This window comes from Bartonella sp. AA74HLJMH, from assembly GCF_042197045.1.
Taxonomy (GTDB): Bacteria; Pseudomonadota; Alphaproteobacteria; order Rhizobiales; family Rhizobiaceae; genus Bartonella.
The window spans coordinates 183,259-197,407 of sequence record NZ_JBHIRJ010000001.1; the positions used below are offsets into that span (position 1 = coordinate 183,259).

General features: G+C 38.6%; 13 protein-coding genes and 2 pseudogenes. 5 read left to right on the forward strand and 10 right to left on the reverse strand.

Going from position 1 to position 14,149, the window contains the following annotated elements; all coding sequences use genetic code 11:
- Positions 1-58: 58 nt before the first annotated feature.
- Positions 59-688 carry a 50S ribosomal protein L25/general stress protein Ctc gene (locus tag ACFINH_RS00720; RefSeq protein ID WP_375611180.1) on the reverse strand — a complete coding sequence of 210 codons (630 nt, stop codon included), beginning with the start codon at positions 686-688 and terminating at the stop codon, positions 59-61.
- 292 nt (positions 689-980) lie between these two features.
- Between ACFINH_RS00720 and ACFINH_RS00725 the strand changes: the two genes are divergently transcribed.
- The gene (locus ACFINH_RS00725; protein WP_375611181.1) at positions 981-2,480 is read left to right on the forward strand and encodes a helicase HerA domain-containing protein; all 1,500 of its coding nucleotides are present in this window, start codon (positions 981-983) and stop codon (positions 2,478-2,480) included.
- Here the strand turns inward: ACFINH_RS00725 and ACFINH_RS00730 are convergent.
- From ACFINH_RS00730 to lgt, 4 genes are all read right to left on the reverse strand, one after another.
- Positions 2,477-3,409 (reverse strand): ribose-phosphate pyrophosphokinase, encoded by a 933-nt coding sequence (locus tag ACFINH_RS00730; protein ID WP_375606345.1) that lies wholly within the window; start codon positions 3,407-3,409, stop codon positions 2,477-2,479. The genes ACFINH_RS00725 and ACFINH_RS00730 overlap by 4 nt on opposite strands.
- A gap of 472 nt (positions 3,410-3,881) precedes the next feature.
- Positions 3,882-4,673: a peptidoglycan editing factor PgeF gene (gene pgeF, locus ACFINH_RS00735; RefSeq protein WP_375631642.1), complete on the reverse strand. Its 792-nt coding sequence runs from the start codon at positions 4,671-4,673 to the stop codon at positions 3,882-3,884.
- Positions 4,674-4,772: 99 nt separating this feature from the next.
- On the reverse strand, positions 4,773-5,855 hold the full coding sequence (locus ACFINH_RS00740) for a class I SAM-dependent methyltransferase (protein WP_375631644.1): 1,083 nt from the start codon (positions 5,853-5,855) through the stop codon (positions 4,773-4,775).
- A complete protein-coding gene (gene lgt / locus ACFINH_RS00745) occupies positions 5,830-6,708 on the reverse strand; it encodes a prolipoprotein diacylglyceryl transferase (RefSeq protein ID WP_375631646.1) in 879 nt (292 codons plus the stop codon). The genes ACFINH_RS00740 and lgt overlap by 26 nt, the downstream gene beginning before the upstream one ends.
- 304 nt (positions 6,709-7,012) lie before the next feature.
- Here lgt and ACFINH_RS00750 point away from each other — a divergent pair, with 304 nt between their 5' ends.
- Entirely contained in the window at positions 7,013-7,258 is a 246-nt protein-coding gene (locus tag ACFINH_RS00750) for an accessory factor UbiK family protein (RefSeq protein WP_273791228.1), read from the forward strand.
- A gap of 405 nt (positions 7,259-7,663) precedes the next feature.
- The gene (locus ACFINH_RS00755) at positions 7,664-8,164 is read left to right on the forward strand and encodes a YbjN domain-containing protein (RefSeq protein ID WP_273724125.1); all 501 of its coding nucleotides are present in this window, start codon (positions 7,664-7,666) and stop codon (positions 8,162-8,164) included.
- Positions 8,165-8,209: 45 nt separating this feature from the next.
- On the opposite strand, the gene ACFINH_RS00760 is transcribed toward ACFINH_RS00755, so the two are convergent.
- The gene (locus ACFINH_RS00760) at positions 8,210-9,550 is read right to left on the reverse strand and encodes an ATP-binding protein (protein ID WP_375631648.1); all 1,341 of its coding nucleotides are present in this window, start codon (positions 9,548-9,550) and stop codon (positions 8,210-8,212) included.
- An 8-nt stretch (positions 9,551-9,558) separates the two neighbouring features.
- Positions 9,559-10,263, reverse strand: coding sequence for a response regulator (locus ACFINH_RS00765; RefSeq protein WP_375631650.1), 705 nt, complete (start codon positions 10,261-10,263; stop codon positions 9,559-9,561).
- A 143-nt stretch (positions 10,264-10,406) separates the two neighbouring features.
- Between ACFINH_RS00765 and ACFINH_RS00770 the strand changes: the two genes are divergently transcribed.
- The gene (locus ACFINH_RS00770) at positions 10,407-11,057 is read left to right on the forward strand and encodes an MBL fold metallo-hydrolase (RefSeq protein WP_375631652.1); all 651 of its coding nucleotides are present in this window, start codon (positions 10,407-10,409) and stop codon (positions 11,055-11,057) included.
- A 70-nt stretch (positions 11,058-11,127) separates the two neighbouring features.
- Here ACFINH_RS00770 and ACFINH_RS00775 read toward each other — a convergent pair whose 3' ends face one another.
- Both ACFINH_RS00775 and ACFINH_RS00780 read right to left on the reverse strand, forming a co-directional pair.
- Positions 11,128-11,751: a BA14K family protein gene (locus ACFINH_RS00775; protein WP_375631654.1), complete on the reverse strand. Its 624-nt coding sequence runs from the start codon at positions 11,749-11,751 to the stop codon at positions 11,128-11,130.
- A gap of 472 nt (positions 11,752-12,223) precedes the next feature.
- A pseudogene (locus ACFINH_RS00780) lies at positions 12,224-12,622 on the reverse strand (sensor histidine kinase); the annotation flags it as partial.
- Between the two features lie 4 nt (positions 12,623-12,626).
- On the opposite strand from ACFINH_RS00780, the pseudogene ACFINH_RS00785 reads away from it, so the two are divergent.
- Positions 12,627-12,938, forward strand: a pseudogene (locus tag ACFINH_RS00785) (MBL fold metallo-hydrolase); the annotation flags it as partial.
- Between the two features lie 68 nt (positions 12,939-13,006).
- On the opposite strand, the gene ACFINH_RS00790 reads toward ACFINH_RS00785, so the two are convergent.
- The gene (locus ACFINH_RS00790; RefSeq protein ID WP_375631656.1) at positions 13,007-13,792 is read right to left on the reverse strand and encodes a BA14K family protein; all 786 of its coding nucleotides are present in this window, start codon (positions 13,790-13,792) and stop codon (positions 13,007-13,009) included.
- Between the last annotated feature and the right edge of the window lie 357 nt (positions 13,793-14,149).

Consider the following 14,149-nt stretch of genomic DNA (forward strand, 5'->3'; position numbering starts at 1 on the left):
GTATGAGTAAGGGTAATGTCTCATAAATTAAGGCGGAAAAATTCCCGCCTTTTGAGTTTTATGAAGTTTGTGTGTCTTCTTCATCATTTTCTTGTTCAGAAGTTTCATCGCTGACATCCATGCCAGCAGGAGCTGCAATGGTTGCAATGGTAAAGTCTCGATCTTGGATGATGGGAGTCACATCTTTTGGCAGTTGCACTGCTGAAATGTGAATAGAATCACCAATAGAGTAGCTGGAGAGATCAATTTCAATAGCTTCAGGAATAGCACTTGCTGGAGCTGTACATTCAATTTCGTGCCGAACAATATTGAGGACACCACCCTTTTTAAGTCCAGGTGCCGTATCTTCATTGAGGAAGTGGACAGGAATATTCACTTCTACAACGGATTTTGCTGAAATGCGCAAAAAGTCTACATGGAGGGGAAAGTCACGCACGGGATCTAATTGATAATCTTTTGGCAAAACCATAATTTTTTGCTTGTCAAGAATAATCGTTGCAATGGTGGTGCGAAAGCCACCAGCATGAATTTTGTAGAAAATTTCTTTATAGGGAACTGTTATTGCCAAAGGTGGTTGTTTTTCACCATAAATGACAGCAGGAATAAGACCGTTGCGGCGAAGTTCACGGGAGGACCCCTTACCAACCCGCTCGCGTTTTTCGGCCTTAAGAGTGTAGCTTTTGCTCATAATTTAAGTCCTTTTTACATGATTGGAGATCCTTCAAAAACAGTAATAGTTTTTGCATGGATATGAAGATATGCGCTAACCAACAGCGATCACTCCATTCTACGTTGCCTCCAAGGGTGTCTACGCAGAAGTTTGTTCTATAGTTCAAACTATTCATAGATGCAAGAGTTGTGGGAAAAATCGATGATTTCTACCGTTAAAAAGGAGGAAATGTTACAAATTACGGTGTGGATGGAGAATCAACCAATATGTGCTGGCACTGATATGTTCAAAATCAAACACTGGAGATGTTATGAAGGTTGAGATTGCCTTGGGTGAGATGTCAGAAAGTCGTGCTTTGCATAAATCGATGCCAGCACTTCTTGATTTGGAAGAATTATTGGCGACACGTCTTCTTGTACAAGGTAATTCTGGTTCAGGGAAATCACATCTTTTACGCCGTCTTCTGGAGCAAAGTGCTAAGTGGGTGCAGCATTGTGTAATTGATCCAGAAGGCGATTTTGTAACTTTGGCAGATAAATTTGGTCATGTTATTGTAGAGGCTCAACGGAGCGAACTAGAGTTGACACGTATTGCGCATCGCATTCGACAACATCGGGTTTCGGTGGTATTTAATCTTGAAGGCTTGGATACTGAACAACAGATGCGTGCTGTTGGGGCTTTTCTTGGGGCACTGTTTGATGTGGAACGTGATTATTGGTATCCTATGCTTGTCGTTGTCGATGAAGCACAATTGTTTGCTCCAACTGCGGCAGGAGAAGTTTCTGATGAAGCACGTAAGATTTCTCTTAGTGCTATGACCAATCTTATGTGTCGAGGACGTAAACGTGGTCTTGCTGGTGTTATTGCGACACAACGTTTGGCTAAGCTTGCCAAAAATGTTGCTGCTGAAGCTTCAAATTTTTTAATAGGGCGGACTTTTTTAGATATTGATATGGTGCGCGCCGCTGATCTTTTGGGGATGGAGCGTCGCCAAGCGGAAATGTTTAGAGATCTTGAACGGGGAAATTTTATAGCTTTAGGCCCTGCTTTATCACGACGTCCCTTACCAATCATTATCGGTTCTGTTGAAACTTTGGCACGCTCTTCTAGCCCTAAATTAATGCCACTTCCAACAGAGCGGGATGATGTGCAAGAGCTCGTTTTTACTGCTTCACCAGAGGAAATTTTAACGCCATTTAAACAAACACGAGAACCGATGAGGGAAAAGTCAATGCACGAGATGTTAGAGGAGGTCGTGCATAAAAAACAAGAGTTGTTAGAAGAAAACCCAAGTTTATTTCCTGAACTTTCTGATGTTGAGCGTGACGGGCAAGCAGAACATATTATTCGGGAAATTCTTGAGGATTCTGAAGCTTTTTATCGTTCAACAGCGGTGCTTTATCAAGATTTTTCAGTTCGTTGTCGTATCCATGGTATGTCAAAGGTTCCTTTTAATCTTTCACAATTTCGGCGTAAATTGGCTATTGCTCAGGCTTTTGTTGATGAACAAACGGCTGTCAGTGAACATTGGAAACATATTTTGCAGATATCAGAAAGTTTGGAAGAAGATGTTCAAGGAGTCTTCTTGAACGTGGCACAGGCCGCATTAGGGGGAAAGCCTTGTCCATCTGATGCATTTTTAGCACGCCTTTATGGGACTCATTCTTTAAGCCGTGCACGCCGACTTTTAACCTACTTTGAAGAGCGTGGACTTATTGTTATTCACACGCATTTTAGTGGTCAACGTATTGTTGCCTTTCCTGATCTTGGTGTTGAAACAGCGCCGGGAGACCCCAAGGAACCACTTTAACCAAATAAGCTGGAAACCGATTGTTCTGCTGCTGTCCTTGCTATTGCTTCTCCCATAAGGTCGGCAATGGGCAAAACACGAATATTATGGGTTTTCTCAATAGCTTGTGTTGGCATAATTGAATCTGTAATAACCAATTCTTTCATCTCTGAATTGGCAATTCGCTCGATTGCATTACCAGAAAGAACACCGTGCGTGATATAAGCTGTGACACTATTGGCACCATGTTTAAGCAGAGCACTTGCTGCATTGCATAAAGTTCCACCTGAATCAACAATATCATCAAGCAAAAGGCAATCTTTTCCCGATACATCTCCAATGATATTCATAACTTCTGATTCACCGGGGCTTTCGCGACGTTTATCCACAATAGCGAGCAAACTGTTCAAGCGCTTGGCGAGCGCGCGCGCGCGCACCACACCACCCACATCAGGTGAAACAACGATAACATTTTCAAGAGAATAATGCACTTTGACATCGCGAGAAATGACAGGAACAGCATAGAGATTATCCGTAGGGATATCAAAAAAACCTTGAATTTGTCCTGCATGAAGGTCCAATGTTAAAACACGATGGGCCCCTGCTTCAGTAATGAGGTTGGCAACAAGTTTTGCAGAAATAGGAGTTCGTGGTCCTGGTTTTCTATCTTGGCGGGCATAGCCAAAATAGGGGATAACAGCTGTAATACGACGCGCAGAAGAACGACGAAGGGCATCAATCATGATGAGTAATTCCATCAAATGATCATTTGCGGGATAGGATGTAGATTGCAAAACAAAAACATCTTGTCCACGTACATTTTCATGCAGTTCTACGAAAATTTCTTGATCAGCAAAGCGCTTTACAGTTGCTTTGCCTAAGGGGATGTTCAAATAATTTGCAACATCTTCAGCTAGGCGTGGATTAGAATTTCCGCAGAAAAGTTTCATAGTAGAACCTCTGAATCATCATGGTGGGAATGCGACACGGTTTTTAATTTCTTTTTATTAAATTGCAAGAGAACAATTACAAAAGCCTTACAATTTTATCGATTATTATTAAAGAGCTATGCAGTATGTTTTCTCTTTTTCCAAAAGTTTATTACTTTTAGAGCAAAGTTTTTCTCCATGCGGCAAAGAAATACATATTGATTAAGCTTTTTGGTTATTACTTTATAAAAATACTTTCAATATGGGGAATGCTTCATATTTAAGATGAATGAAGGGGAGTAATAAAAAGAAGTATCATCTTGCCTTCAATCATTATAACCAAACATTGAAAATGAGCATAGCGAAGGCTATCATATTTTATGGGCTGCTAGATAATTTCGTGAAAAAAGCAAAGTACAATGGGATTTATTTTTACATTTGGGTAAAAAGTTTAGTTTTGCAGTTTTGGTATTGTTCTCAAGCATAAAGGGGCTCATCTTTTGTTTTTCAGCATAATAGCAGAAATCTGCCGTCCGTAATCGGGTTCGTTGCGGTGTATTGCACGGCGATAGGAGAAAAAACGCTGTTCATCTTGATAGGTACAAAGCTCTACACAAGAAGCATTAACACCTGCTTCTTTGAGTTGGTTTATAATAAATGCCCATAGATTAAAATAAAAGCGATTTATTTTGTCTGTTTTTAAAAAATATTTTTGGTATTTGCTGTGGTAATCAATAAATTGGTCGTAAAATTCATTTGTTACTTCATAGTGATAGGGGCCAATACAAGGTCCAAGGACTGCTGTTATTGATTGTCTTTTGGCTCCTTGTTTTTCCATAACAGCAATTGTTTTCTCGATAATTCCATTTAAGCTTCCGCGCCAGCCGGCATGAGTTGCAGCGATGACTCTAGCTTGTGGATCAGCAAACAGAATGGGTCCGCAATCTGCTGTAAGAACCCCAATAACGAGTTCTGGGGTGGTTGTAACCAGAGCATCAGCTTGAGGAGGGGCACCGATAGCTGCTTGATGAGCTACGACAACGTTACAGGAGTGTATTTGATTAACTGTGACTAAATTTTGCGCTTCAATAGAAAAATAATTGGCAATCAAAAGACGATTCTGTACAACATATTCAAGTTGATCATTTGAACCTTTCCCAACATTAAGACTATGATAAAGATTTTTTGAAACACCACCTTGACGTGTAAAAAATCCATGTTTTATTCCATAGGGGTGTAAAGTAGAAAGATTTTTTGCAAGAATGGGATGAGGGATAGATTTCATAAAAGTTCCTTATGGAGATTATTTGAAATGAGGATGGAGATGTTCATATTTGTCAATGAATATTTCAGATAATGATGTGCTTATTGACAAAAGCGCCGATCACCAAAATTGGGGAGGTATGGAGATATTTTTATCACTGAAATGTAAAACTTTAAATAATTTTCCCATCTGATCTGGACTAGTGAGCCGTTCGATGTCTTGGCGGATTTTGTCTTGCAAAGGAGCACTTTTGCCAACTCCAAGCTGGTTTGCGCGCTCCAGTAGCCCCATTTTAAAAAGAAAATCTCCTTGCTCTAAGATTTCAGCAAAACAGCCCTGTTCAAGAGCTATGTTTTTTAAAAAAGAAAAATCAACATGGGATGTTAAATCATGTTCACCAGGGGCATCAAAAACATCACGAAATCTATGTTTTGAGAGTGCTTGCAAGGTATCGCCAAAGGCAAGCTCACAAGCACCATAGTCGATAAGTAAAGCAGAACCTGTCACTTGCACTAAATGGTGGCTGATTTGTTGCATGAATTGATGCCGTAAGGGGGCATGTTCAAAAATTGTTCCGTCAGGCACTTTAGAACAACAGGTTTGTAGACAAGAAGAGGGAAGTTTATGCGGGGCAGCAATAAAGATGAAATCTCCATTTTGATTGACTGTAATGCGGCGCTCTTTCCATTCTCCATTGACTTTAATATATTGGTTGATAGGGAGTGTATCGAGAAATTCATTAGCAATGAGGAAGAGAGGTTTTGAAGGAATTTGATTAAAATTTTCAATGCTATGGATTTGTTTTTGATAAGAGCAAAGGCGTTTTTTTTGTTCTTTTGCAAGTTTTTTGCTTATTTCGATCAGAAAAATTTCAGCAGCATTAAATGCCGTTTGAGAGAGCTTTTGGATAGTTCGCAAAATGTCATCCATCAAAGTTCCTCGTCCTGGACCTATTTCAGCGAGAATAAAAGGGTGAGGGCACCCTTGAGCTTTCCAGCTTGCAAGAGTCCAAATGCCAATCATCTCTCCAAATAATTGGCTTATTTCAGGTGCTGTAATGAAATCACCAGCATGTCCAAAAGGGGTTTGTGTGTGATAATAACCAAATTGGGGATCGGTGAGTGCCAACGTCATATATTGGCTAACAGTGATTGGTCCATTAAGGACAATAATTTCTTTAATTTTTTCTTTGAGATTGGCCATTTTCTGTCGGTTTATATTTAAAGGCGTGGAGAAGAAGATAAAACCCTACAAGAAGCATGGGAAGAGATAAAGCCATGCCATAGGTAAAACCAGTAGAATGGAAAAGAGTCGAAAACCATTCTGGATCTTCTTGAGGCGCACGGTAAATTTCAGAAATGCTGCGTGCTATTGCATAGCCTATAATAAATATCCCTGATACAGTACCGGGACGTTTTAATGCTTTGAACCAAAAAATAAGAAGACACAGGATGATGAAGAGAAGAAATCCTTCCATAAATGCTTCATAAAGTTGGCTTGGATGGCGCGGTAAATAGTAAGGATCGAGAGGAAAACAAACAGCCCAAGGATGTGTAGTAATATTGCCCCATAATTCTTGGTTGATGAAGTTGCAAATTCGTACAATGCCGATACCAATAGGAGCACCTGCAGCAATGATATCAAACATGGCTCGTATGTTAATATGATTTTTACGGGCAAACCAGATCATAGCAATGATAATACCAATAAGTCCGCCATGAAAGGACATTCCCCCATCCCATACGGCAATAATAGCACTTGGATGATTAAAATAGTAAATGGGATCCCATACAAGAACTTGTCCTAAACGCCCTCCGACAACAACACTTATGGCAGACCAGACAACAAAATCTCCGATCTTTTCTTTATCCATAGGAGGGTGGCCTCTATACCATAGAGATGTTTTTTTTAATAATTTTTGTGCATACCACCAAGCAAAAAGAATACCCAGCACGTAACCAAGTCCATACCAATGAAGTGTTACGGGACCTAGCTGGATAATAACAGGATCAAGAAAAGACGGAAAAGCAATGGCTGGACAAGACGAATTGTTCATGAGTTAAGCATCTTACATTATACGAGATGAATATGAAGTGACTCTGATGGTCAGAAATGACAGATGAATACACAATGGTCAAGTCAGTAGGGAGGCTAGTCAGAAAGGGAGATAGATTTCCACTGATTTATCGTGGTAAAAATATGGTGATAAAAGGAATATTAAAAAATCTTAAACAAAATCATTATGAAAAATCTGCACAGTATGTAAAATATAGAGTAAAAGGAACAAATTACAGTATCTAAATGTTATGAGAATACGCTATAATGCGTGCGTCAATAATTAAAATTTAAGGAAAAAGGTTATGCGTAATGGATCAAATCGTATTCTTGATGAATTAGCAAAATTAGCAACGGATGCTGCTGACGTTGCGCAAGGCATACGACGTGAAGCTGGAACAGCTTTTCGTGTGCAGGCTGAAAAGATAGCAAACAAACTTGATCTTGTTTCTCGCGAAGAGTTTGAGACTTTTAAGGAGATGGTGCTGAAAATCCATGCTGATAACGCTGATTTGAAAAGACGCCTTGATGATTTAAAAAAAGATGATTAAAAAAAACGCAGACACAAAAAAAGTAAAATAGTTTTAAAAAAAGAATCTTCAAAAAAATATCCCCAATTTTTCAATATGATGCGTGAAACTAAAAAATGCTTAATCTTGAGTCTGTTAGAGCGGAGCATTTGTTTATTTTTGATTTTTTTTGGGGGTAAAGTACATTTTTTTGAATCAGGGGGGCTGGCGCTATGAAATTGTATCAATACACTGAAAAGACTTGATGATTCGTTTTATGACTATCAGGTTGCCCTAAACAGCGCGATTGTGTTCTGGGTGTTTGTGTACTGTCGATGTTTTTATGTGTATTTGTTTGGTGTAAAGGTTCTGATTGTAGCAAAATATTGTTACAGTTTAGACGGTTTATATTCTGTTGACAATGTTTTAAGATGATTGAGGATTGTGATGAGGCTTGCATTTTGCGCCACAGAAAGAAAAGAGCACCCTGTTGACTTTATCGAACAGATTGCCTGTGAATATGATTGGTCGTTTGAGCGGGATGCACAAGATGAAATTAGCGTTTGTGTGGAAGGAAAACGCGCAAACTATCGTCTTGCTTTTTCATGGATGGAAGAGCATGAAGCACTTCATTTAGCTTGTTCGTTTGATCTCTCTATTAAAAATGCTCGAACAGCTGAAATACAGCGCTTATTGCTAGCAATTAATGAAAAGTTGTTGTTGGGACATTTTGATTACTGGCAAAGGAATAATTCAGTCATTTATCGACAAGGTCTTCTTTTGGCTGGTGGGATGCATCCATCTCATATACAGGTTGAAACATTGTTGATACATGCACTTAAAGCTTGTGAAAGCCATTATGTTGCATTTCAGATGGTTGCTTTGTCGGGAGAAAGTGCTTACAAGGCACTGCAATACACTTTGTTTGAAACTGTAGGGAATGCCTAAAATATGCAGTCTGTTATTTTTACAGATGGTTTGCGGAAATATTGCTCATAGGGGGACATCAAGAATAGCGCGCACTCCCCCGAGTGGGCTCTCATCTAATTGTATATTGCCACCATGGCTGCGTGCTATGTCTTGAGCAATAGAAAGACCAAGTCCTGTTCCACTTGCATCTTGATTTCGCGCTTTATCAAGTCGAAAGAATGGCTTAAAAACTTCTGTGCGCATATTTTTATGAATTCCAGGTCCATTATCATCGATTATTAATATAAAAGATTCTTGTTGAGAGTTAGCGGTTAGTTTAACAGTCGTGCCGTAACAAAATGCATTTGATACAAGATTGCTGACCAAGCGTGTAAAAGCACGGGGACGTACTTGTATTTCTGTAGGACCTTCAATAGTGTAAGAAAATTGACGTTTGTGAAGATGAGCATCGGCGGAGAATTTTTGCATAAGAGCATTTAAATCAAAAGTCTTGACACTTTCACTTCCTTCACCACGAGCAAAAGCAAGATAATCTTCTAACATATTTTGCATGTCACTTACATCTTGCTCAAGCGGTTTAATATCAAAGTCAGTATTTACTAATGCCAGCTGAAGTTTAAAGCGTGTAAGAATGGTTCTTAAATCATGACTTACTCCTGAGAGCATCATGGTACGTTGTTCAATTTGGCGTTCAATACGTTCACGCATGCGTAAAAAAGCGATGCCTGCACGACGGACTTCATCAGCTCCTTGTGGTTGAAATCCTTTTGGTAAAGGACGACCGCGTCCAAAGCTTTCTGCTGCTTCAGCCAATTGTTGAATCGGTTTGATTTGATTGCGTAAAAAGTAAATTGCTATCAGCAATAAAACAAGAGCTGTTCCTACCATCCAGCTTAAAAAAATAGCAGTATTGGAAGCATAGGCTTGGCTGCGTGGAGCAAAGACGCGTAAAATGTTGTGACCAAGGTGGATACGGATTTCAACAAGATCAGAATCTCCTACGGTATCGATCCAGAAGGGACGGTTAATTTGGCGGGTGATTTCTTCACTTAAAAAATAGTCAAGAATTGCAAAAAATGGCTTAGGTCCTGGAGGGGGTAAGGAGGTAGGAGATAGAATAGAAATATTTAATCCCATACGTTGTTGTGCAATACGCTTGATATCTTCATAGTTATCTTGTTGGGGATATGTTTCAAGAATATCAATAATGGCTGAAATATCATGCACGACAGCCGTTGAAAGACGCTCCGTTACCATTTGCCAATGGCGTTCCATAAAGACATAAGCAATGACCGTTTGCAGAAGCACCATGGGAGCAATGATAATGATCAAAGAGCGAGCATAAAGCCGTTTAGGCATTTTTTTCGTTAACCATCGAAGAAAAAATCTTAAAGGTTTGATCATTCTTGTGCCTATTCAATAGAGAGTTTATACCCTATTCCTCGCACGGTTTGGAGCCATATAGGCAGTGCTGGGTTTTTTTCGATCTTACGACGAAGGCGGTTGATCTGCACATCAATGGCACGTTCACTTATATTGTTGTCATCGGTCGCGAATTTATGGCGCGGAATTGTATCGCCTGCATTTTCGGCAAACATGACCATCATTTCTTGTTCTTTATCTGTTAATTTAATAATTTCTCCTCCTTTTTTGAGTTCGCGTCGTGAAATTGAAAATATATAAGGACCAAAAACTATTTGCTCAATTTTGGGTTGGTGAGGGGGAAAACCACGTCGTAAAATGGCGTTGATGCGAAGGAGAAGTTCACGAGGGTCAAACGGCTTAGCCAGATAATCATCTGCCCCTGCTTCTAATCCACGGATACGATTGTCTATTTCTGATAAAGCTGTTAACATAAAGATAGGGACATCTTTTGTTTGGCGGAGTGAATGAGTGAGATCAATACCGTTTTCGCCAGGCATCATGACATCAACAATAAGAAGATCAAAATCTAAACTTGCTAACAGTCGTCTTGCTTCATTCGCATTAGCTGAAACTGAAACACGAAATCCATTTTTAATGAGAAACTGAAATAAAAGATTGCGAATGCGTGTATCGTCATCAATCACAAGAAGGTGAGGGGCATCGTCACACAAAACTTGAACGTGATTGCTCATTCTTAAAAAACCTTGATAAAAATTTAGTTTACACAAAATGCAAGTTTACATAAGTTGTATAAAGCTGTCGAGCAGCACCTTTACCTTAAAGGAAAGAAAGTTTTATTTATAAATTTAAAAAAGTTATTTTTGAAAAGGATATTATGGGTAGTCTTAATATACATATTATTCCAGTTACGACATTCCAACAAAATTGCACTTTGCTTTTTGATAGTGAATGTAAAACGGGGGTTCTCGTTGATCCTGGTGGTGATTGGCCGCGGATTCAAGACGTAATCGAAAAGAATGGTGTTATCGTTGAGGCTATTTGGATAACACATGGTCATTTTGATCATGTAGGAGCAGCAATGCAAGTGAAAGAAGCGCTTAATGTAAAAATTATCGGTTCACATCGCGATGATAAGCCTGTGATGGATGCCGTGAGCGAAAGCGCAAAAAATTATGGCATCACTGATGCTTGCATTTGTATTCCTGACCAATGGTTAGAAGATGGTGAGTGCGTTCATTTTGCTGGACATGTGTTTAAGGTTTTTCACACCCCAGGACATTCCCCTGGTCATGTTATTTATTTCAATGAAAAACAGCGCTTAGCGCTCTTGGGTGATGTTCTCTTTCGTGGTTCTATTGGACGTACGGACTTCCCCTTCTGTTCTTATGAAAAATTGATGCAATCCCTTCGAGAAAAAGTTTTACCTTTAGGCGATGATGTTTGTTTTATCTGTGGGCATGGTCCCAAAAGTAGCATAGGCTATGAGCGACAAAATAATCCTTTTCTTCAAGATTTTAATATATGAGCAAATAAAAAAAAACGCTTTGAAGCGTTTTTTTTGCCATTTAAGACTTTTTAGTAGAGCAGAACAGAAGTTAATTTATTGGGGCATAACAAACGTGTTCCAAACCATTATGGTCTCGGAAAGTTCCTGTTTTAGGGTTGAAAGAACGGTATTTTTTCTTGCAATATTGAAGCCAATCAGACTCTAATGATTGTTGTACTGGCTCATATTCCACCGTTTGCGGAGCTTCATAAATTATCTGTTCTTGTGGAACCTGTTGATATACAATTTGATGCTGTGGTGCGGTTTGATAAACAACTTGTGGCTGTTCTGATTTTTTAAAAATTTTGCCGAGAAGTGCACCTGCTGCAAGAGCAAGAATGCCCATTGCTAAAGCTTCTCCTGAGTTATTTATATTAATACTACTGTGTTTTGTCTTTTTGCGCTCGACATAATGATATGTCTTGTGTTCAACATGATGGTGTTGTTGTGCTCCCCATTTATGGCTAACATAATGACGCGTGTGGGGGTTATCAAAAGAGTGATGTTCACTATGAGAAAAATGGGAGCTAAAATTGTGAGACGGTAAACCAGCCTCCCTTCTCATGTCATAGTTATGATACCATGCCATATCCGCAAGCGTTGGATCTAATGGCATCAAAACGGTTGCAGTAGACATTGCTGATAATACCGCTAATCTGATCACTTTTTTCATAATGATGCTCCTTGTGTAAATTCGTATTTTTCACATCCTACACGTTTCAAACTGAATAGAGCCTGAACAATTTTGGACTTTATTGTGACAAAAAAATAAAAATTCATTTAGTTAAAACTATTATCAATACAGTAAAATAAAATCATGACAGAATTTTGATTTCAATTAATGTACTCTTCTTAAGGTTAATTAAGCAGCTTGTATTTAGAGCACCAGATTTTTTACTATTGGTTATAAATTATTTATTGATGAGTACTTTTTTATTGCTTGATACAATATGAATTGAACAATAGGTGTATGAACAAAAGTTATCGTTTTTTATTATAGGCTTATGGTGCTAAGATAGAACCTTATTTGTGTGATTGAATACAGTCCTGTTTGACTACTCTCTTGTGAGGCTAAATATTGAGTTCGATATCATATTATAACTGTATAAATATAATATATTGCGGGAACTTTTTTTGATATATGGGAAACATTCTTGTTGGGATATGGCTGTTAGTTTGACAGTATTGGCATGACAAAATGCATTTGACACAAGATTGCTGATGAGACGCGTGAAGGCACGTGGGCGTGCTTGTATTGGTGTAGGGCTTTCAATGGTGTAGGAAAATTGACGTTTGTGAAGATGCGCATCGGTAGAGAATTTTTGCATAAGAGCATTTAAATCAAAAGTTTTAACACACTCACTTTCTTCACTACGGGCAAAAGCAAGGTAATCTTCTAACATATTTTGCGTGTCGCTCACATCTTGTTCAAGCGGCTTGATATCAAAGTCAGTATTTGCTAACGCTTGCTGAAGTTTAAAACGGGTGAGAATGGTTCTTAAATCATGGCTTATACCCGAAAGCATCATGGGGCGTTGTTCTATATAGTTAGAAGATGGTGAGTGTGTGTATTTTGCTGGACATGAGTTTAGGGTTTTACATACACTGGGGCATTCCCCTGGTCATGTTATTTATTTCAATGAAAAAGAGCGCTTAGCCCTCTTGGGTGATGTTCTCTTTCGTGGTTCTATTGGACGTACGGACTTCCCCTTCTGTTCTTATGAAAAATTGATGCAATCCCTTCGAGAAAAAGTTTTACCCTTAGGCGATGATGTTTGTTTTATCTGTGGGTATGGTCCCAAAAGTAGCATAGGCTATGAGCGCCAAAATAATCCTTTTCTTCAAGATTTTAATATATGAGCAAATAAAAAACGCTTTGAAGCGTTTTTTTTTGCCATTTAAGACTTTTTAGTAGGACGGAACAGAAGTTAATTTATTGGGGCATAACAAATGTGTTCCAAACCATTGCGGTCTCGAAAGGTCCCTGTTTTAGGGTTAAAGGAACGGTATTTTTTCTTGCAATAGTTAAGCCAATCAGATTCTAATGATTGCTGGAGTGGCTCATATGCCACCGTTTGCTGCACTTGATAAACTCTTTGATTTTGCGGAACTTTTTGATAAATTACCTGATTTTGTGGTACTATTTGATAAACCACTTGTGGCTGTTCTGGTTTTTTTAAAATTGTACCAAGAATCGTACCTGTTGCAAGACCAAGAATACCCACCGCTAAAGCATCTCCTGAGTTATCTATATGAATATTACTGTGTTTTGTCTTTTTGCGCTCGACGTAATGATATGTTTTGTTTTCAACATGATGATAATGGTGGTGGTGGTGATGATGGTGTTGTTGTTGTTCCGTCTTACTATGTTTGGCTACAGACCTTTCATGTTTGGCTTTAAATCTTCTCTTGTCGTCATCAGAACTCTTGTGGAAATCATCAACAAACTTTTGGAAATCATCAGATAAAAAGCTACGTTTTTTATCAGAACAATGGGAGCGAGAAAAACCGCAAGGCAGAATATCAGCTTTCTTCCTCATTTCCTTTATCGCATCATCTGTTTCTTTACGCATCTTCCTCATCATATCATCTATTTCTCTCGAGATAGAGTCACTACGATTCCATGCCATATCCGCAAGCGTTGCATTTAGCGGCATCAAAACGGTCACAGTTGACATTGCTGATAATACCGCTAACCTGATCACTTTTTTCATAATGATGCTCCTTGTGTAAATCGTATTTTTCACATCCTACACGTTTCAAACTGAATAGAGCCTGAACAATTTTGGACTTTATTGTGACAAAAAATAAAAATTTATTTAGTTAAATCTATCGCGGAGACAGTAAAATGAAATCATAACAGAATTTTGATTTCAATTAATGTACTCTGCTTGAGGTTAATTAATAAGTTTGTATTGAGAGTCCACGATTTTTTACTATGGAATATAAACTCTTTATTTAGGGATAATTTTTTATTGTTTGGTACAATATGAATTGAACAATAGGGATATGAATAAAAGTTATCATTTTTTATCATAGGCTTATGGTGCTATGATAAAGTCTTATTTTAC

Excerpts from the sequence above, each read along its gene's own strand:
- ACFINH_RS00790 (WP_375631656.1), bottom strand. The coding sequence starts at position 13,792 with ATGAAAAAAGTGATCAGGTTAGCGGTATTATCAGCAATGTCAACTGTG.
- ACFINH_RS00740 (WP_375631644.1), bottom strand. The coding sequence starts at position 5,855 with ATGGCCAATCTCAAAGAAAAAATTAAAGAAATTATTGTCCTTAATGGA.
- lgt (WP_375631646.1), bottom strand. The coding sequence starts at position 6,708 with ATGAACAATTCGTCTTGTCCAGCCATTGCTTTTCCGTCTTTTCTTGAT.
- pgeF (WP_375631642.1), bottom strand. The coding sequence starts at position 4,673 with ATGAAATCTATCCCTCATCCCATTCTTGCAAAAAATCTTTCTACTTTA.
- ACFINH_RS00730 (WP_375606345.1), bottom strand. The coding sequence starts at position 3,409 with ATGAAACTTTTCTGCGGAAATTCTAATCCACGCCTAGCTGAAGATGTT.
- ACFINH_RS00765 (WP_375631650.1), bottom strand. The coding sequence starts at position 10,263 with ATGAGCAATCACGTTCAAGTTTTGTGTGACGATGCCCCTCACCTTCTT.
- ACFINH_RS00725 (WP_375611181.1), top strand. The coding sequence starts at position 981 with ATGAAGGTTGAGATTGCCTTGGGTGAGATGTCAGAAAGTCGTGCTTTG.
- ACFINH_RS00775 (WP_375631654.1), bottom strand. The coding sequence starts at position 11,751 with ATGAAAAAAGTGATCAGATTAGCGGTATTATCAGCAATGTCTACTGCA.
- ACFINH_RS00750 (WP_273791228.1), top strand. The coding sequence starts at position 7,013 with ATGCGTAATGGATCAAATCGTATTCTTGATGAATTAGCAAAATTAGCA.
- ACFINH_RS00755 (WP_273724125.1), top strand. The coding sequence starts at position 7,664 with ATGAGGCTTGCATTTTGCGCCACAGAAAGAAAAGAGCACCCTGTTGAC.
- ACFINH_RS00760 (WP_375631648.1), bottom strand. The coding sequence starts at position 9,550 with ATGATCAAACCTTTAAGATTTTTTCTTCGATGGTTAACGAAAAAAATG.
- ACFINH_RS00720 (WP_375611180.1), bottom strand. The coding sequence starts at position 688 with ATGAGCAAAAGCTACACTCTTAAGGCCGAAAAACGCGAGCGGGTTGGT.
- ACFINH_RS00770 (WP_375631652.1), top strand. The coding sequence starts at position 10,407 with ATGGGTAGTCTTAATATACATATTATTCCAGTTACGACATTCCAACAA.